Raw genomic sequence first — 15740 nt, forward strand, 5'->3', positions numbered from 1 at the left:
AGGCCGCCCATGAATAAGGATATGGCGACGATCCTCGCCCTCACCACGCTGTGGACGCTGGTGGTGGCGGCGGTCGGGGCCGTCGTCCTGTGGCGGTTCCGGCGGCGGTCGTTGCGGATCACGATGATCGTGGCGGCGCTCGCGCCGATGGCGGCCGCGCTGGCCGCCGTACTGCAGAGCGTGCGGGCGATGTTCATCTCGCAGCACGACTCGTGGGTGGTGCTGTGGACGCTGGCGTTCGCGGCGCTGCTCGGGCTGGCGATGTCGGTGCTGCTCGGGCACTGGATCAGCACCGGGTCGCGGGATGTCGGGCGCCGGCTGCGGCACCTCGGTACGTCGTACGAGGCGCCGGAGATCGCGGGTGGCGCCGTACCGGCCGAGCTGCGGGAGCTGACGAACGAGCTGGAGATGACGCGGAAGAAGCTCGCGGCGTCGCACGAGCGGGAGCTGGCGCTGGAGACGAGCCGGCGGGAGCTGGTCGCGTTCATGTCGCACGACCTGCGGACGCCGCTGGCCGGGCTGCGGGCGGTGTCCGAAGGGCTCGAGGACGGGGTGATCGACGACGTACCGGGGGCGCTGCGGCAGATGCGGTCGACGGTGGACCGGATGACCGGGCTGGTGGACGACCTGTTCGAGTTGTCGCGGTTGTCGGCCGCGCCGCCGCCGCGCCGGCGGGCCGCGGTGAGTCTGCGGGAGCTGGCCGAGGACGTCGCGGGGGAGAACAACGAGCACGCCCGGGCGGAGGGTGTGCGGCTCGCGGTATCGACGCCGGACGGGGACGATCGGCTCGCTGTGCAAGGGGATCCGGACGAGTTGACGCGCGCGGTGACGAACCTCGTCGGCAACGCGATCCGGCACACCGCGGCGGGTGGGACGGTGACGCTGGCGGTCGACCGGGAGGCCGACGGGCGGGTCAAGCTCGCGGTCACGGACGGGTGTGGGGGGATTCCGGCGGACGATCTGGAGCGGGTGTTCGACGTCGGGTGGCGGGGCGACGAGCAGCGGACGCCGGAGACGGCGGCGTCGAGTTCGGGTGGTGGGCTCGGGCTGGCGATCGCGCGCGGGGTGGTGGAGTCGCACGACGGGAAGATTGCCGTCAGCAACGTCGACGGCGGCTGCGCCTTCGAGATCGACCTACCGCCCGTCCACTAGCCGGAGCGGACGCCCACCACTCAGCAACGGCTCGCCCGCACGCTCATGGGCACCGCCTCAGGCGGCTGGACCGGGGGTTGGTGAGTGGTGGGCGTCCGGTTCGCGCACCAGCTCCGCGAGGCCGGTGGTCAGGTCGTACGCCGGCTTCCAGCTCAGGTCGGCCTGGATGCGGTCGGACGAGGCGGTGATGTGGCGGACGTCGCCGAGGCGGTACTCGCCGGTGACGATCGGCGGCGGGCCGGCGTACGCCTTGGACAGCTCGGTGGCGACCTCGCCGATGGTGGTGACGGTGCCGCTGCCGACGTTGTACGCCGTGAACGCCGGCTGCTGGGGGAGTGCGACGGCGGACCGGACGACCGCCGCGGCGACGTCGCGGACGTGCACGAAGTCGCGGCGCTGGCGGCCGTCCTCGAAGACGCGGGGTGCTTCGCCGCGTTCGAGCGCGGACCGGAAGATCGCGGCAACTCCGGCGTACGGGGTGTTGCGTGGCATGCCGGGTCCGTAGACGTTGTGGAACCGCAGCGCGATGACCCGGCCGCCGGTCTCGCGGGCCCAGGCCGCGGCCAGGTGCTCGCCGTTCAGCTTGCTGGCGGCATAGGCGTTGCGTGGGTCGAGGCGCGCGTCTTCGTGTACCAGGCCGGGGCGGAGGAAGGCACCGCAGTGCGGGCAGGGTGGTTCGAAGCGGCCGGCCTCCAGGTCCTCGACCCGCCGCGGCCCGGGCGCGACCTGTCCGTGCCGGTCGCAGTCGTAGCGGCCTTCGCCGTACACGACCATCGAGCTCGCGTAGACGAGATTCCGGATCTTCCCGAGCGACTTCAGCAACACCGCGGTACCGAGACTGTTGGACGACACGTAGTCGTCGATGTCGCCCAGGTCGACCCCCAGCCCCACCTTCGCCGCCAGATGCACCACGGTGTCGATCCCGTCGAACGTGCGCTCCTCCCGCACATCCCCCACAATCAACCCCGCCTGCGGCTCGGGCCGCGTCGCGTGCACATCCCCCCGAAACGAATCCAGCACCACAACCTCATGCCCACCCCCCACCAACCCCCGCACCACCTGCCGCCCGATAAACCCGGCCCCACCAGTCACCAACACCCTCACCGCACACCACCAACCGCCTGCGACGGAGCTGAGGCCGGGTCTCCCGCCCCCACCGCGCGGTGCTCGACGGCGGTGCCGTCGAGGGTGTGGTGGCAGGGGCAGTCGGTGGTGGAGTCGGGGAGTTGGGCGATGACTGTGCGGAGGAGCAGTTGCAGGCGCTGGATGCTGAGGTGGAAGGCTTCGAAGACCTCCGCCTGGGTTACTCCGGTGCCGGCTGTGACTCCGGCGTCGTGGTCGGTTACTACGGCTATGGACGTGTAGCAGAGGGCCAGTTCGCGGGCGATGGCGGCTTCGGGGGCGCCGGTCATGCCGACGACGGACCAGCCCTGGGCGGCGTGCCAGCGGGACTCGGCGCGGGTGGAGAAGCGGGGGCCGTTGATCACCACCATCGTCCCCTCCGGTACGACGTTGCCGCTGGCAATCACCGTCGCGCGGCCCGCGGGACAGTACGGATCGGCCGCGTCGACGTGCACCACCTCGTCGTACACGGTCTGCTCCCGCCCCCACGTGCGGTCGACGTACTGGTCCGGCACCACGAACGTCCCCGGGGTCAGCTCCGCCCGCAGTGAACCGACCGCACACGGAGCGAGTACCTGCCGTACGCCGAGCTCCCGCAGCGCCCACAGATTCGCCCGGTAGTTCACCCGGTGCGGCGGGAACCGGTGGTCCGCGCCGTGCCGTGGGATGAACGCGACCGACCGCCCGTCGAGCTCGCCGACCACCGGCGCCTCGCTGGGTGCGCCGAACGGGGTGTCCACCTCGATCCGCTCCGCGCCGGACAGGAACGAGTAGAACCCGGATCCACCGAGTACGCCGATATCAGCCATGGAAGCGACGCTAGTGCCGCCGGCCGCGCCCGCTACCGGATCCGGCCGGACCGTCAGCGCTCCGTAAGGAGTGGTCGAATGGGGCCGTGGAGATCTCCTGGGTGCTGCTCGCGGTGGGTGCCGTGCTGCTGTTGTTCGGCGCCTACGCGAGCTGGACCGCGGGCCGCCTGGACCGCCTGCACCACCGGGTCGAGCTGGCCCGCGCCGCCCTCGGGACCGAGCTGGCCCGCCGGGCCGCGCTCGTCGCGGAGCTGGCCGGCAGCGACATCCTCGACCCGGCGTCCGCGCTGCTGCTGCTCGACGCCGCGCACCGCGCTCGCACCGCGGCGCTCGAATCGGTCGAGGTCCACGAGCAGGCCGAGTCCGCGCTGACCCGGGCGATCCATGCCACCGGCACCGATGTCGAGCCGTGGGCGGGGGAGCTGAGCCTGGCGATGCGCCGGGTCCAGCTGGCCCGCCGGTTCCACAACGACGTCGTGGTGTCGACCCGCGACCTGCGGCACCGGCGGCTGGTGACCTGGTTCCGCCTCGCGGGCCACGCCCCGCTGCCGACCACGATCGAGCTCGAGGACTAAGTACGCCGTACCCGGGCCGAAACCCACCGGACGAGCTCGATCAGGACGATTCCGACCGCGCCCATCGCCAGGCCGCCGAGCACCCGTCGCGGGCTGACCTCGAGCAGGAAGATGCCGTGCCCGATCGCCGGCACGAGTACGGCGACCGCCGCGAGTCCCGCCATCGCCGCGACCAGCCCCGCCTTCCAGAGCCGGAACGGACGCGCCTGGATCGACAGCGTCCACAACGACACGACGAGTACGACGATGGTCGTGACAGTACGAGCCTCCGCGACCGTCGCGGCCGAGTCGAACACCCGCACCAGCCGATACCCGGTGAACGCGCAGATCGCGGTGACCACGCCGACGGGTACGGCGAAGCGCAGTACCCGCCCGAGGAATCCGGGGATGTAGCGCTGCTTGTTCGGCCCGATCGCGAGGAAGAACGCCGGGATGCCGATCGTCAGGTTCGAGATCAGCGTCAGCTGGATCGGGGCCAGCGGATACGCGACGAGCGCGACCGCGGTGGTCATCGTCAGCAGCAACGAGTACACGTTCTTCACCAGGAACAGCGTCGCGGCCCGCTCGATGTTCGCGATCACCCGGCGGCCCTCGGCGACCACGTCCGGCAGGTGCCGGAACTGGCCGTCGAGCAGCACCAGTTGCGCGACCGCCCGGGTCGCCGGCGAACCGTTGCCCATCGCAACACCGATGTCGGCGTCCTTCAGCGCGAGCGCGTCGTTCACGCCGTCGCCGGTCATCGCGACCACGTGCCCGCGCCGCTGCAGCGCCGCGACCATCGCCCGCTTCTGCTGCGGGCTGACCCGCCCGAACGCCGACTTCTCGTCCAGTACGGCGGCCAGCTCGTCGAGGTCCTCGGGCAACGTCCGCGCGTCGACGGCGTCGTCCGCGCCGCCCACCCCCGGTACGCCGACCGCGGCCGCGACCGCGCCGACCGTGCGCGGGTTGTCGCCGGAGATCACCTTCAGCCCGACGCCCTGCTCGGTGAAGTACCGCATCGTCGGGGCGGCGTCCTCGCGGATCCGCTCGGCGAGGACGACGAGGGTCACCGGTACGAGCTTCCCGGGCAGCTGGTCGTCGTCCTGCGCCGTACCGCGGGCCAGGACGAGCACCCGCCGGCCCTGCGCGGCGATCTCGTCGGCCCGCGCGCGGGCGTCCGCGGTCGCCGGGTCGGCGGTGTCGACCAGCACCATCTCGGGCGCGCCGAGCACCCAGGTATCGGTTGCCGTCGTCACCGATTGCCACTTGCGCGCGGACGAGAACGGCACCCGGGCGAGCGCGGTCAGGGACGAATCGGCGTACGACGCGGTGATCGCCTTGCCGGTGGCGTTCGGGGTGTCGCTGACGGCGGCGAGCGCGAGCGCCTGCTCGGTACGGTCGTCGGCGCTGAGCGGGACGAGGTGGTCGAGGACGATGTCGCCGCTGGTCAGCGTGCCGGTCTTGTCCAGGCAGACGACGTCGACGCGGGCCAGGCCCTCGACCGCGGGCAGTTCCTGGACCAGCGTGCGGCGCCGGGCCAGCGTGATGATCGCGAGCATGAACGCCAGCGACGTGAGCAGCACCAGCCCCTCGGGGATCATCCCGACGAGGCCGGCGACCGTACCGGTGACGGCGTCCTGCCAGCCGTGGTTGTCCTTGCTGCGGAACTGGGCCCAGAGCAGCAGCGGGCCGACGACCAGCAGGATCAGCGAGATCCGGCGGAGCAGCAGCGTCGTACCGGCGACGAGTTCGGACTTGGTGACCTGGTACCGGCGGGCCTCGGTCGCGAGCTTGGCGGCGTACGTCTCCGGACCGACCGAGGTGGCGGTGAAGTCGCCCTCGCCGGCGACCACGATCGCGCCGGAGCGGACCTCGTCGCCGGGGCGCTTGTGCACCGGATCGGACTCGCCGGTGAGCAGCGACTCGTCCAGTTCGAGGCCCTCGGACCGCAGTACCGGACCGTCGGCCGGGACCTGGTCGCCGCTGCCGATCCGGACCAGGTCGTCCTGGACGACGTCCTCGATCCCGACCTCGTGGACCACGCCGTCGCGGACCACCCGGACGTGCGTGACGTTGAGCAGCGCGAGCCGGTCCAGGGTCCGTTTGGCGCGGAGCTCCTGGAAGATGCCGATGCCGGAGTTCGTGATGATCACGAAGCCGAACAGGGCGTTCTGCCAGCTGCCGGTGGCGATCACCGCGACGAGCAGCGTGCCGAGGAGCCCGTTGAAGAACGTGAACACGTTCGCGCGGACGATCTGCCCGAGCGTGCGGCTGGTGCGGACCTGTACGGCGTTGGTCCGGCCGTCGGCGACGCGCTCCGCGACCTCTGCTGCGGTCAGCCCACTGCCCATCAGACGTCCTCCTCGGTAGTGGGCGGCGGACAACCCGGCGGCGCGGACCAGCGTACCGGTGTGACCTTCGGATTGAATGGACCTCGTGGACGGGTTCGCGGAAGAGGCCGAGCGCTATCGGCATGAGCTGCGCGTGCACTGCTACCGGATGCTCGGGTCGTTCGACGACGCGGAGGACGTGGTCCAGGAGACGCTGCTCCGGGCGTGGCGCGGGCGGGAGAGCTTCGAGGGACGGTCGTCGCTGCGGGCGTGGCTGTACCGGATCGCGACGAACGTGTGCGTCGACGACGTACGGCGCCCGCGGCGGGTGCTGCCGTACCAACTGGAGCCGGCGTCGTTCCCGGCGACGGCGCTCCCGCCGCGGGCGGACGTGCCGTGGCTGCAGCCGTTTCCCGACGTACTGCTGGATCGGGCCGAGGAGCCGGACGCGACGGCGATCCGGCGGGAGACGATCGAGCTGGCGTTCCTGCTCGCGATCCAGCACCTGCCGCCGCGGCAACGCGCCGTACTGATCTTCCGCGACGTCCTCGGCTGGTCCGCCCGCGAGACCGCCGCGGCGGTCGGCCTGTCAGTGGCGGCGGTCAACTCGGCGCTCCAACGCGCCCGCCCGGTACTGCGGGAACACCTGCCGGCGCACCGGTCCGACTGGACGGCCCGCGACCCGTCCGACGACGAACGCCGGCTCCTGGCCCGCTACGTGACCGCCTGGGACAACGCCGACCCCGAGGCGCTGGCCGCCCTGATGCACGAGGACATCCGCATCACGATGCCGCCGTACCCGTTCTGGTTCGAAGGTCGCGAGGACGCCCTGCGCTCGCTGATCCCGAACCTGACGCCGGCCTACCGCGGCCACTGGCGCTTCCACCCCACCACCGTCAACCGCCAACCCACCCTGGCCGCCTACCTCCAGCCCCCAGGCGCCCCCACCCACCAGCTCTTCGCGCTCGACATCTTCCGGATCGAACACACCCGAATAGCCGAAATCACAGCCTTCGAAACCACCGACCACACCCGCTACGGCCTGCCGAAGACGCTGGAACCGATTGCCGCCGGCGTGCGTCGAACAACTCGGTAATTCATTTCTTGGGATCGGCCGGCCGAGGTATGTCGGCCGGCCGGTGGGTTTTGTCAGCCGATTCCGTGGTTCTTCATCGCACGGACCGCGCGGGCGGCCTTGCGGCCGGACATGGTGCCGCCGTTCTCCATCGCGTTCTGGAGCTGGCCGACCGCCTTGGAGTCGCGCCTGCCCATCTTCTTCTTCTGGTCCTTCTTCGGTTCTTTCTTACCGAACACGCCCATGTTTCTGGTTCTCCCTTGCCGTGGTGGATGCGTCAGCCCCGGCCCTCGCGCATCGCCCGCACGGCGCGGGCGGCCTGGCGGCCGGACATGGTGCCACCGAGCGCCATCTTGCCCTTCAGTTCGGAGACGGCGTCGGCGTCCTTGCCGCGCTTCTTCTCATCCTTCTTGGCGGCATTCTTCTTGCCGAAAACGCCCATTGTGTTCCCTCCGGGTTTGATCGAGTTCCCCGAACGTATAGCCGCGAAGGGTCATTCGTTTGCATTCCCGAATGTCTCAGTTTGTTCTCAGAGCGGCGTATTGGACCATTTTCGGATCCGCCCGCGCGCAGCACCGCACCCGAGTGCGGGCAGTGGTCTGTTACTTCGCGTCCGCGTAGACCTGGACGGTCGCGGTGGTGAAGGCGAAGTTGGTCGGGGTCGGGCCGAAGGTGAGAGTGCCGGCAAGATCGCCGGCCCGCTGGATGGCGGCGGCGACCTGGTCGGCCTCGTCGGCGGGGCAGTGGACGATGACCTCGTCGTGCTGGAAGAACACCAGCTCGGCCTTGAGCGACGCGAGAGACTGTCGGAGGGCGGCCAGCAGCAGCAGGGCCCAGTCGGCGGCGGAGCCCTGGACGACGAAGTTGCGGGTGAAGCGCCCGCGGGCGCGGGCGTGGCGCGGGTCGGTGGTGGGTAGGTCGGCGGGCGGGCCCTCGAGCAGCGCGTCATCGAGGGCGTGCCCTGCGGGCGGACAGGTGCGGCCGAGGTACGTGCGGACCAGGCGACCCTCCTCGCCGAGGCGGGCGGCTTCGTCGACGTACTCGACCGCTTGGGGGAACCGCTTGCGCAGCATCGCCAGGTTCTTCAGCCCGTCGCCCGACGTCTGCCCGTAGATGGCGCCCAGTACGGCGATCTTGGCCTGCGCGCGGTCGCCGGAGAACGCCCGGTCCGAGACCGCCTTGTACAGGTCGCCCGGATCGCTCGCGACCTCCATCAGTGCCCGGTCCCGGGAGATCGCGGCCAGCACCCGCGGCTCGAGCTGCGACGCGTCCGCGACCACCAGCCGCCACCCGGGATCCGCGACCACGGCGCGCCGGATCACCTTCGGGATCTGCAGCCCGCCGCCGCCGTTGGTCACCCAGCGTCCCGACACCGTCCCGCCCGGCAGGAACCCGGGCCGGAACCGGCCGTCGTGGACCCAGTCGTTCAGCCAGCTCCAGCCGTTCGCCGTGTAGATCCGGTAGAGCGTCTTGTACTCCAGGAGCGGCGCCACCGCCGGGTGGTCCAGCTGCTCGAGCTCCCACTTCCGCGTCGACTTCACCTGGTACCCGGCCTGCTTGAAGGCCTTCAGTACGTCGGCCGGCAGCTCGGGCCGCACCCGGTGCCCGAACGCCGCCGAGATCTCGTCCGCGAGCTCGGTCAGCCGGCGCGGTTCGCCCGACCCGGCGAACCGTTCCCCGAGCAGCTCGCTCAGCACCGCCCGGTGCGCGTCCGCGCTCCACGGCAGCCCGGCCAGGTCCATCTCGGCGGCGATCAGCATCGCGGACGATTCCGATGCCGTGAGCAACCGCATCCGCTCCGGGTACTCGGTCAGACCGTGCCGGCGGAGCTGGTCGGCGTACACCTTCAGCAGCGCCGCGAACGGGACCGGCTCGGCGGCGATCTCGAACAGCGACGACTGCTCACCCGGTACGACGGCGCGCAGCGGCGGGTCGGGCGGCACCGGGCCGCCGCTCAGCCGGCCCCACGCGGCCGCGGCGGACCGTGGCTCGCCCAGCCGGCCCTCGTGGCCGAGCAGCAGGCCCTCGGTGTTCTCGAGGTCGTAGCACCGCTCCACCCGGACGCCGGCCGCGAGCAGCCGCGGGTAGATCTCCGCCGTCGACCGCCACACCCAGCGCGCCACCTCCGGCCGCGAGGCCACTGCCGCGACCAGGTCAGGCTCGTGCCGGATCTCCCCGGCGGGCTGCCCGTCCGGGTGCAACGCGACAACCGTCGCGCCACCACCCTCGCCCGGGGCGATCGCCCACCGCTCATCCATACCCGAATCCAAGCACCCACCACAGACACTCACCGAAAACCCCTCGCTCCGCTCGGGGGTGGGCTTGGGAAACTCTCGCTTGGCTCGGGGGTGGGGCTGGGGAACCTCTCGCTTGGCTGGGGGGCTTGGGAACCCTCGCATGGCTCGGGGGTGGGGCTTGGGAAACCCTCGCATAGCTCGGGGGTGGGGTTTGGGGAACCGCTTGCTTGGCTCGGGGGTGGGGTTTGGGGAACCCCGCGCTTCGTTCGGGGCTGGAGCTTGGGAGGCCGCGCGCTTCGCTCGGGGGTGGGGCGACGGGGCGGGTGGTGGGTGGGGTGCGGGATCGGGCGGTGGTGGGGCTTGGGTGGGGGTGGGTGGTGAGGTGTGTTCGGGGGTGGGACGGGGAGTGGGATGAGGCCAGTTGTGGGAAGCTGGACTTATGTGGCGGGTGGGGGACCTGGATGCGGCGGACGGTACCAAGACCGAGCAGGTCGAGGGGCTGGTGCTGCGGCGGATCGAGCGTGGTGACCTGTCGATCGGGTCCCGGCTGCCGTCGGAGCGGGTGCTCGCGGAGCGGCTCGGGGTCAGCCGGGTGACCGTCGTACGGGCGCTCGAGAACCTGCGGCGGGACGGCGTACTGGAGACGAAGCGCGGCTCGGGGACCGTCGTCCGGCCGTTGGACCGGCTGCTGGACCCGGTGGCGCCGGCGTCGACGGTGACCGCGGGGGACCGGCCCGTACTGGACCTGCGGTTCGCGACGACGGCCGCGCCGCACGACGTGGCCGAGGCCGCGGCGCAGATCGTGCAGGACGGGTTGCCGCAGGCAATGGGCGGGGACGGACCGCCGCCGGGTGGCTCGCAGGAGCTGCGGGAGGCGCTGGCCGAGCGGCTCACCAGGGAAGGCGTTCCGACCGAGCCCGATCAGCTGACGTTGACCGTGGGCGCGGCCGCAGGCCTCAACGCGGCGCTGGCCGGACTGGACCTGGGCCCGGGCGTGGCGATCACCGAGACACCGACGTACCCGGCGGCTTTCGACCTGTTGCGCAAGCACCGGCTGGATGTGGCGGGCTGGCCGGCGGGGGTGTGGGACACCGACCAGCTGGCGCACCTTTGCCGGCGGCATCGACCCAAGGTCATCTACCTGCAGGCGGACAACCACAATCCGACCGGCCTGAGTTTGCCGGCCGATCGGCGGCAGGCGGTGGTCGAGATCGCGCGGAGGTACGGCGCGGCGCTGATCAGTGACGAGACGATGCGGCCGCTGTGGCTGGCGAACGGGGAGCAGGCCGAGCCGCTGAGCCGTTATCCCAGAACTGTGAGTGTGGGGTCGCTCTCCAAGATTGTGTGGGGTGGGTTGCGGGTCGGGTGGGTGCGGACGGGGAAGCAACTGAGGCGGCGGATCAATACCGCGGCGCAGTTGAGTGTCGCGTCGCCCAGTGCGCTGGACGACCTGCTGGCGCAGGCGATCGTGCCCAAGCTCGACAAGGTGATCGGGCGGCGGCGGACGCGGCTGCGGGCCAACCTGAACGCGCTCGAGACCGGTCTGCGGACGCTGGACGGTGTGGCGTGGGCCACGCCGACCGGTGGGATGACGCTCTGGCTGGAGCTCACCGAGACCAGGGCGCGGCGGGTGCTGGAGGCGGCCCGGGAGCGGGCGCTGCTGCTCGGTGCCGGTGACCTGTTCACGCCGGACGCGACCGACCGCAGGCACATCCGGATCCCGTTCACCGCGCCGCCCGCGACGCTGCGGCTGGTGGTCGCGCGACTGGGCGAGGCGCTTCAGTCCACTTGATCCGGAGTGGACTGAAGTTGGGTGCCTGACACCTCCTAACCTGGAAACGAGCCCCACGACCAGGAGGATGCAGTGAGCCAGCAGAACGAGACCGGCACCGCGAAGGTGAAGCGCGGCATGGCGGAGATGCTCAAGGGCGGCGTGATCATGGACGTCGTCACCGCCGAGCAGGCGAAGATCGCCGAGGACGCCGGCGCGGTCGCGGTGATGGCGCTGGAGCGGGTCCCGGCCGACATCCGCGCCCAGGGCGGCGTGTCCCGGATGAGCGACCCGGACATGATCGACAGCATCATCGCCGCGGTCTCGATCCCGGTGATGGCCAAGGCCCGGATCGGTCACTTCGTCGAGGCGCAGGTGCTGCAGAGCCTCGGGGTCGACTACATCGACGAGTCCGAGGTGCTCACCCCGGCCGACTACGCGAACCACATCGACAAGTGGCAGTTCACCGTGCCGTTCGTGTGCGGCGCGACCAACCTCGGCGAGGCGCTCCGCCGGATCACCGAGGGCGCGGCGATGATCCGCTCCAAGGGCGAGGCCGGTACCGGCGACGTCTCCAACGCGACCACGCACATGCGCCAGATCCGCCAGGAGATCCGCAAGCTGCAGAACCTTCCGGAGGATGAGCTGTACGTCGCCGCGAAGGAGCTGCAGGCGCCGTACGAGCTGGTCAAGGAGGTCGCCGCGCTGGGCAAGCTGCCGGTCGTCCTGTTCACCGCCGGCGGCATCGCGACCCCGGCCGACGCCGCGATGATGATGCAGCTCGGCGCCGAGGGCGTGTTCGTCGGCTCCGGCATCTTCAAGTCCGGCAACCCGGCCCGGCGCGCCGAGGCGATCGTGAAGGCAACGACCTTCCACGACGACCCCGACGTGATCGCGAAGGTGTCCCGCGGCCTCGGCGAGGCGATGGTCGGCATCAATGTCGACGAGATCCCGCAGCCGCACCGGCTGGCCGAGCGCGGCTGGTAAGTAGGCGCCTGTAAGTAAGTACAAATCAAGAAACCCGATCACCGGCTGCACGCCGATGATCGGGTTTCTGCGTTTTCGAGCAGCTCTCCACTTGCCATGAGGTTACGAAATGGGATCGGATTCGGCGCGTCGGTCGCGGAGCGGGGGCAGGAGAGCAAGCGTGGGGGCGTGTATTTGCAAGGGGTTCAGGGGGTGGAGGCCCGTCGATCGCCGGGTCCAGGACTCGCCGCCCGAAGGCTTGACGCCGAACGACTTTGGCAAAGACAATGCGAAACTACTTGAGCGGGGGTACGCGTTCGAGTGCGTACCGCTGTCGAGCGCTGGCCGCCTACGGACCGGGGGACGCTCAGCACAAGGGGCAGGTGCCAACAGCACCGTCGGGAAACTAGTGAGAAGAGGCAGGACCACATGAGCGAGACCAGCAAGATCGGACGCCGGAGTCTCCTACGGGGGAGCCTGGCGGCGGCCGCGGTGCTTCCCCTCAGCGGCGCGCTCGCCAGCTGCGCGAGCAGCGGCAACACCGGTAGCAACAACTCCGGCTCGACCGGGACCAAGAGCGCCGACAACCCGTTCGGGATGGCGGCCAAGTCGACCGTCGACGCGGTGATCTTCAACGGCGGCTACGGTTACGACTACGTGCAGTTCGCGGCCGACATCGCGCAGAAGAAGCAGGCGGGCTCGACGTTCAAGGTCGCGCCGTCCACGCAGATCGCCCAGCAGCTGCAGCCGCGCTTCGTCGGCGGCAACCCGCCGGACCTGATCGACAACTCCGGCGCCGGCCAGATCGGCTTCAACACGATCCTGGACCAGCTGGAGACCCTCGACGACCTCTTCGAGGCCAACAACTACGAGGGCACGAAGATCGCCGACACCCTGTACCCGGGCGCCAAGAACCCCGGTACGTTCGACGGCAAGTTCGTCGCGATGAACTACGTCCTCACCCTGTACGGCATCTGGTACTCCGACAGCCTGTTCAAGGAGAACGGCTGGACCCCGCCGAAGACGTACCCCGAGCTCCTCGACCTCGGCGCCAAGGCCAAGGCGAAGGGCAAGTACCTGTTCGTCTGGGGCAAGGAAGCCGCGACCTACTACCACACGATGGCCGTCGACGGCGCGATCAAGGAGGGTGGCGACGAGGTCCGGCTGGCGCTGGAGAACCTGAAGCCGAACGCCTGGTCGATGCCGCAGTTCCAGGGCATCTTCAAGGCCCTGGAGACGATGGTCAAGAACGGGTACTTCGTCCCCGGTGGCGCCGGCACCCAGTTCACCGCCGCGCAGGCGAAGTGGAGCAACGACCAGCAGGCCATCCTCTACCCCTCGGGCTCGTGGATCGAGAACGAGATGAAGAAGGCCACCAAGTCGGGCTTCGACATGAAGGGCGTCCCGGAGCCGACGCTCACCGACAGCCCGAAGCTGCCGTACGCGTCGCTGCGCAGCGCGGCCGGCGAGCCGTACATCGTTCCGTCGAAGGGCAAGAACGCTGCGGGCGGCAAGGAGCTCCTGCGGGCCATGCTGTCCAAGGACGCGGCGACCAACTTCGCCAAGACGCGGCTCGCGCCGACCATCGTCAAGGGCCTCGTCCCCGCCGACGGCTTCGGTTCGACCGCGCTGCAGTCGCAGACCCAGATGCTGGACGCCGCCGGCACGAACGTCTTCGACTACCAGGTGTTCGGCCTGTACGGCATGAACACCGACCAGCTCGTGGTCTGGAACTCGTTCCTGTCCGGCCAGCTGGACGCGGCCGGCCTGACGAAGGGCCTGCAGCAGATCATGGACAAGGTCCGCAACGACCCCTCGGTCAAGAAGATTCCGGTCACGAAGTGACCGTGACGCAAGATGTGGTGCCGGGTGCCGGATCCAAGCGATCCGTCACCCGGCGGCGCCGGCCGCTGACCTTCGACCGGGTCAGCTTCATGGTCGTGTTCCTCGGCCTGCCGCTGGCGATCTTCGTGATCTTCGTGGTCTCCCCGTTCGCGCAGGCGCTGTACTACTCGCTGACCGACTGGTCCGGGTTCAGCTCGGGGATGAACTTCGTCGGCTTCGACAACTACGTGAAGCTGTTCCACGACGACATCTTCCTGAAGGCCGTCCGGAACAACGTCGAACTCGCGATCGTGGTGCCGATCGTCACGATCGTGCTCGCGCTGTCGCTGGCCACGCTGGTGACGACCGGCGGCTCGGGGACCGGGACAGTCCGTGGGCTGAAGAACTCGAGCTTCTACCGGATCGTCTCGTTCTTCCCGTACGTCATCCCGGCGATCGTGATCGGCCTGATCTGGGCGCAGGTGTTCACGCCGGGCTCCGGCATCCTGGACGCCGTACTGTCGAAGATCGGGCTGCACCAGATGGCGAACTACGCCTGGCTCGGTGACGCGCGGACCGCGATGCCGGCCTCGATGTTCGTGATGATCTGGGGCGGCGTCGGCTTCTACATGGTGCTGTTCATCGCGGCCATCCGCGGTATCGACCCGGAGGTCTTCGAGGCCGCCCGGATCGACGGCGCCGGCCGGTTCCGGACCGCGGTGGGCATCACGCTGCCGCTGATCCGGGACAACGTGCAGACGGCGTACATCTATCTCGGGATCGCCGCGCTGGACGCGTTCGTCTACATGCAGGCGCTGAACCCCGGCGGCGGCCCGCAGAACTCGACACTGGTCATGCCCCAGCAGTTGTTCACGACCGCCTTCACCAAGGGGCAGTTCGGCTACTCGACGGCGATGGGCGTGGTCCTGGCCGCCGTGACGCTGCTGTTCTCGTTCCTGGTCTTCCTCGTGAACGCCCTGACCGGCGGACGTGAGCGAAAGGTACGCCGATGACTACGACCGCCGAACCGGTCACCGCCTCCCGCCCTCAGGTGCACGGGGCCCGCGAGGGCAAGGGCGTCGCCACCACCGCCCACGTCGCGCTGATCATCTGGTCACTGCTGGTGGTCCTGCCGCTGGTGTGGACGCTGATCTCCTCGTTCAAGTCGACCCAGGAGGTGCTCGGCAACCCGCTGTCGCTGCCGAGCAAGCTGCGGTTCAGCAACTACGCGAACGCCTGGACGACGGCCGGTATCGGCCGGTACTTCCTGAACACGGTGGTCGTCGTCGGTTGCGCACTGGTGCTGGTGATGGTCCTCGGCGCCATGTGTGCCTACGTGCTGGCCAGGTTCACGTTCCCGGGCAACCGGCTGATCTACTACGCGATGCTGGCCGGCCTGACCTTCCCGGTCTTCCTGGCGATCGTGCCGCTGTTCTTCGTCCTCAAGAACCTCTCGCTGCTGAACACCCTGCCAGGGTTGATCATCACGTACGTCGCGTTCGCGCTGCCGTTCACCGTGTTCTTCCTGCACTCGTTCTTCAAGCAGTTGCCGGGTGAGGTGTACGAGGCGGCGCAGATCGACGGCGCGGGGGAGTGGCGCTCGTTCTTCTCGGTGATGTTGCCGATGGCACGGCCGGGCATGGCCTCGGTTGCCATCTTCAACTTCCTCGGGTTGTGGAACCAGTTCCTGCTGCCGGTCGCGCTGAACACCGACTCGAACAACTACGTGCTCTCGCAGGGCATGGCGTCGTTCGCGTCGCAGGCCGGGTACGCGGTCGACTTCGGCGCGTTGTTCGCGGCCGTGGTGATCACCGTGGCGCCCGTACTGGTCGTCTACATCATCTTCCAGCGGCAACTGCAGGCCTCAGCCACCGCCGGCGGTGTGAAGTAGGCCCCTGCA

14 protein-coding genes are annotated in these 15740 nt (G+C 69.9%); 8 read left to right on the plus strand and 6 right to left on the minus strand.

The features are described 5' to 3' along the window. Positions 1-21 precede the first annotated feature (21 nt). Positions 22-1152: a sensor histidine kinase gene (locus tag ACQHIV_RS05905; protein ID WP_427892427.1), complete on the plus strand. Its 1131-nt coding sequence runs from the start codon at positions 22-24 to the stop codon at positions 1150-1152. A gap of 57 nt (positions 1153-1209) precedes the next feature. On the opposite strand, the gene ACQHIV_RS05910 is transcribed toward ACQHIV_RS05905, so the two are convergent. Next, positions 1210-2256, minus strand: a complete 1047-nt coding sequence (locus ACQHIV_RS05910) for an NAD-dependent epimerase/dehydratase family protein (protein WP_427892428.1) — start codon at positions 2254-2256, stop codon at positions 1210-1212. Next, positions 2253-3083, minus strand: coding sequence for an S-methyl-5'-thioadenosine phosphorylase (locus ACQHIV_RS05915; protein ID WP_427892429.1), 831 nt, complete (start codon positions 3081-3083; stop codon positions 2253-2255). Before ACQHIV_RS05915 ends, ACQHIV_RS05910 begins: the two co-directional genes overlap by 4 nt. Positions 3084-3169: 86 nt before the next feature. Here ACQHIV_RS05915 and ACQHIV_RS05920 point away from each other — a divergent pair, with 86 nt between their 5' ends. Then, positions 3170-3658, plus strand: a complete 489-nt coding sequence (locus ACQHIV_RS05920) for a hypothetical protein (protein ID WP_427892430.1) — start codon at positions 3170-3172, stop codon at positions 3656-3658. Here the strand turns inward: ACQHIV_RS05920 and ACQHIV_RS05925 are convergent. Next, a complete protein-coding gene (locus ACQHIV_RS05925) occupies positions 3655-5988 on the minus strand; it encodes an HAD-IC family P-type ATPase (protein WP_427892431.1) in 2334 nt (777 codons plus the stop codon). The genes ACQHIV_RS05920 and ACQHIV_RS05925 overlap by 4 nt on opposite strands. Positions 5989-6064: 76 nt before the next feature. Here ACQHIV_RS05925 and ACQHIV_RS05930 point away from each other — a divergent pair, with 76 nt between their 5' ends. Next, on the plus strand, positions 6065-7063 hold the full coding sequence (locus tag ACQHIV_RS05930; RefSeq protein ID WP_427892432.1) for an RNA polymerase subunit sigma-70: 999 nt from the start codon (positions 6065-6067) through the stop codon (positions 7061-7063). A 53-nt stretch (positions 7064-7116) separates the two neighbouring features. Here ACQHIV_RS05930 and ACQHIV_RS05935 read toward each other — a convergent pair whose 3' ends face one another. From ACQHIV_RS05935 to ACQHIV_RS05945, 3 genes are all read right to left on the minus strand, one after another. Beyond that, positions 7117-7287 carry a hypothetical protein gene (locus ACQHIV_RS05935; protein WP_427892433.1) on the minus strand — a complete coding sequence of 57 codons (171 nt, stop codon included), beginning with the start codon at positions 7285-7287 and terminating at the stop codon, positions 7117-7119. Between the two features lie 32 nt (positions 7288-7319). Further along, positions 7320-7484 carry a hypothetical protein gene (locus ACQHIV_RS05940; RefSeq protein ID WP_427892434.1) on the minus strand — a complete coding sequence of 55 codons (165 nt, stop codon included), beginning with the start codon at positions 7482-7484 and terminating at the stop codon, positions 7320-7322. Positions 7485-7644: 160 nt separating this feature from the next. Then, complete coding sequence (locus ACQHIV_RS05945; protein ID WP_427892435.1) at positions 7645-9300, minus strand: bifunctional 3'-5' exonuclease/DNA polymerase; 1656 nt, start codon at positions 9298-9300, stop codon at positions 7645-7647. Positions 9301-9718: 418 nt separating this feature from the next. Between ACQHIV_RS05945 and ACQHIV_RS05950 the strand changes: the two genes are divergently transcribed. The 5 genes from ACQHIV_RS05950 (at position 9719) to ACQHIV_RS05970 (ending at position 15731) form a co-directional block, all read left to right on the plus strand. Beyond that, positions 9719-11071: a PLP-dependent aminotransferase family protein gene (locus ACQHIV_RS05950; RefSeq protein ID WP_427892436.1), complete on the plus strand. Its 1353-nt coding sequence runs from the start codon at positions 9719-9721 to the stop codon at positions 11069-11071. A 72-nt stretch (positions 11072-11143) separates the two neighbouring features. After that, on the plus strand, positions 11144-12037 hold the full coding sequence (gene pdxS / locus ACQHIV_RS05955) for a pyridoxal 5'-phosphate synthase lyase subunit PdxS (RefSeq protein WP_427892437.1): 894 nt from the start codon (positions 11144-11146) through the stop codon (positions 12035-12037). 408 nt (positions 12038-12445) lie between these two features. After that, positions 12446-13861: an N-acetylglucosamine/diacetylchitobiose ABC transporter substrate-binding protein gene (gene ngcE / locus ACQHIV_RS05960; RefSeq protein ID WP_427892438.1), complete on the plus strand. Its 1416-nt coding sequence runs from the start codon at positions 12446-12448 to the stop codon at positions 13859-13861. Further along, positions 13858-14853 carry a carbohydrate ABC transporter permease gene (locus ACQHIV_RS05965; RefSeq protein WP_427892439.1) on the plus strand — a complete coding sequence of 332 codons (996 nt, stop codon included), beginning with the start codon at positions 13858-13860 and terminating at the stop codon, positions 14851-14853. The genes ngcE and ACQHIV_RS05965 overlap by 4 nt, the downstream gene beginning before the upstream one ends. Continuing rightward, on the plus strand, positions 14850-15731 hold the full coding sequence (locus ACQHIV_RS05970; protein WP_427892440.1) for a carbohydrate ABC transporter permease: 882 nt from the start codon (positions 14850-14852) through the stop codon (positions 15729-15731). The genes ACQHIV_RS05965 and ACQHIV_RS05970 overlap by 4 nt, the downstream gene beginning before the upstream one ends. The last annotated feature ends 9 nt before the right edge of the window (positions 15732-15740 follow it).

This window comes from Kribbella polygonati (genome assembly GCF_050320105.1).
Lineage (GTDB): Bacteria > Actinomycetota > Actinomycetes > Propionibacteriales > Kribbellaceae > Kribbella.

Excerpts from the sequence above, each read along its gene's own strand:
- ACQHIV_RS05970 (WP_427892440.1), top strand. The coding sequence starts at position 14,850 with ATGACTACGACCGCCGAACCGGTCACCGCCTCCCGCCCTCAGGTGCAC.
- ACQHIV_RS05915 (WP_427892429.1), bottom strand. The coding sequence starts at position 3,083 with ATGGCTGATATCGGCGTACTCGGTGGATCCGGGTTCTACTCGTTCCTG.
- ACQHIV_RS05950 (WP_427892436.1), top strand. The coding sequence starts at position 9,719 with ATGTGGCGGGTGGGGGACCTGGATGCGGCGGACGGTACCAAGACCGAG.
- ACQHIV_RS05945 (WP_427892435.1), bottom strand. The coding sequence starts at position 9,300 with ATGGATGAGCGGTGGGCGATCGCCCCGGGCGAGGGTGGTGGCGCGACG.
- ACQHIV_RS05925 (WP_427892431.1), bottom strand. The coding sequence starts at position 5,988 with ATGGGCAGTGGGCTGACCGCAGCAGAGGTCGCGGAGCGCGTCGCCGAC.
- ACQHIV_RS05905 (WP_427892427.1), top strand. The coding sequence starts at position 22 with ATGGCGACGATCCTCGCCCTCACCACGCTGTGGACGCTGGTGGTGGCG.
- ACQHIV_RS05940 (WP_427892434.1), bottom strand. The coding sequence starts at position 7,484 with ATGGGCGTTTTCGGCAAGAAGAATGCCGCCAAGAAGGATGAGAAGAAG.
- ACQHIV_RS05930 (WP_427892432.1), top strand. The coding sequence starts at position 6,065 with ATGGACCTCGTGGACGGGTTCGCGGAAGAGGCCGAGCGCTATCGGCAT.
- ACQHIV_RS05935 (WP_427892433.1), bottom strand. The coding sequence starts at position 7,287 with ATGGGCGTGTTCGGTAAGAAAGAACCGAAGAAGGACCAGAAGAAGAAG.
- ngcE (WP_427892438.1), top strand. The coding sequence starts at position 12,446 with ATGAGCGAGACCAGCAAGATCGGACGCCGGAGTCTCCTACGGGGGAGC.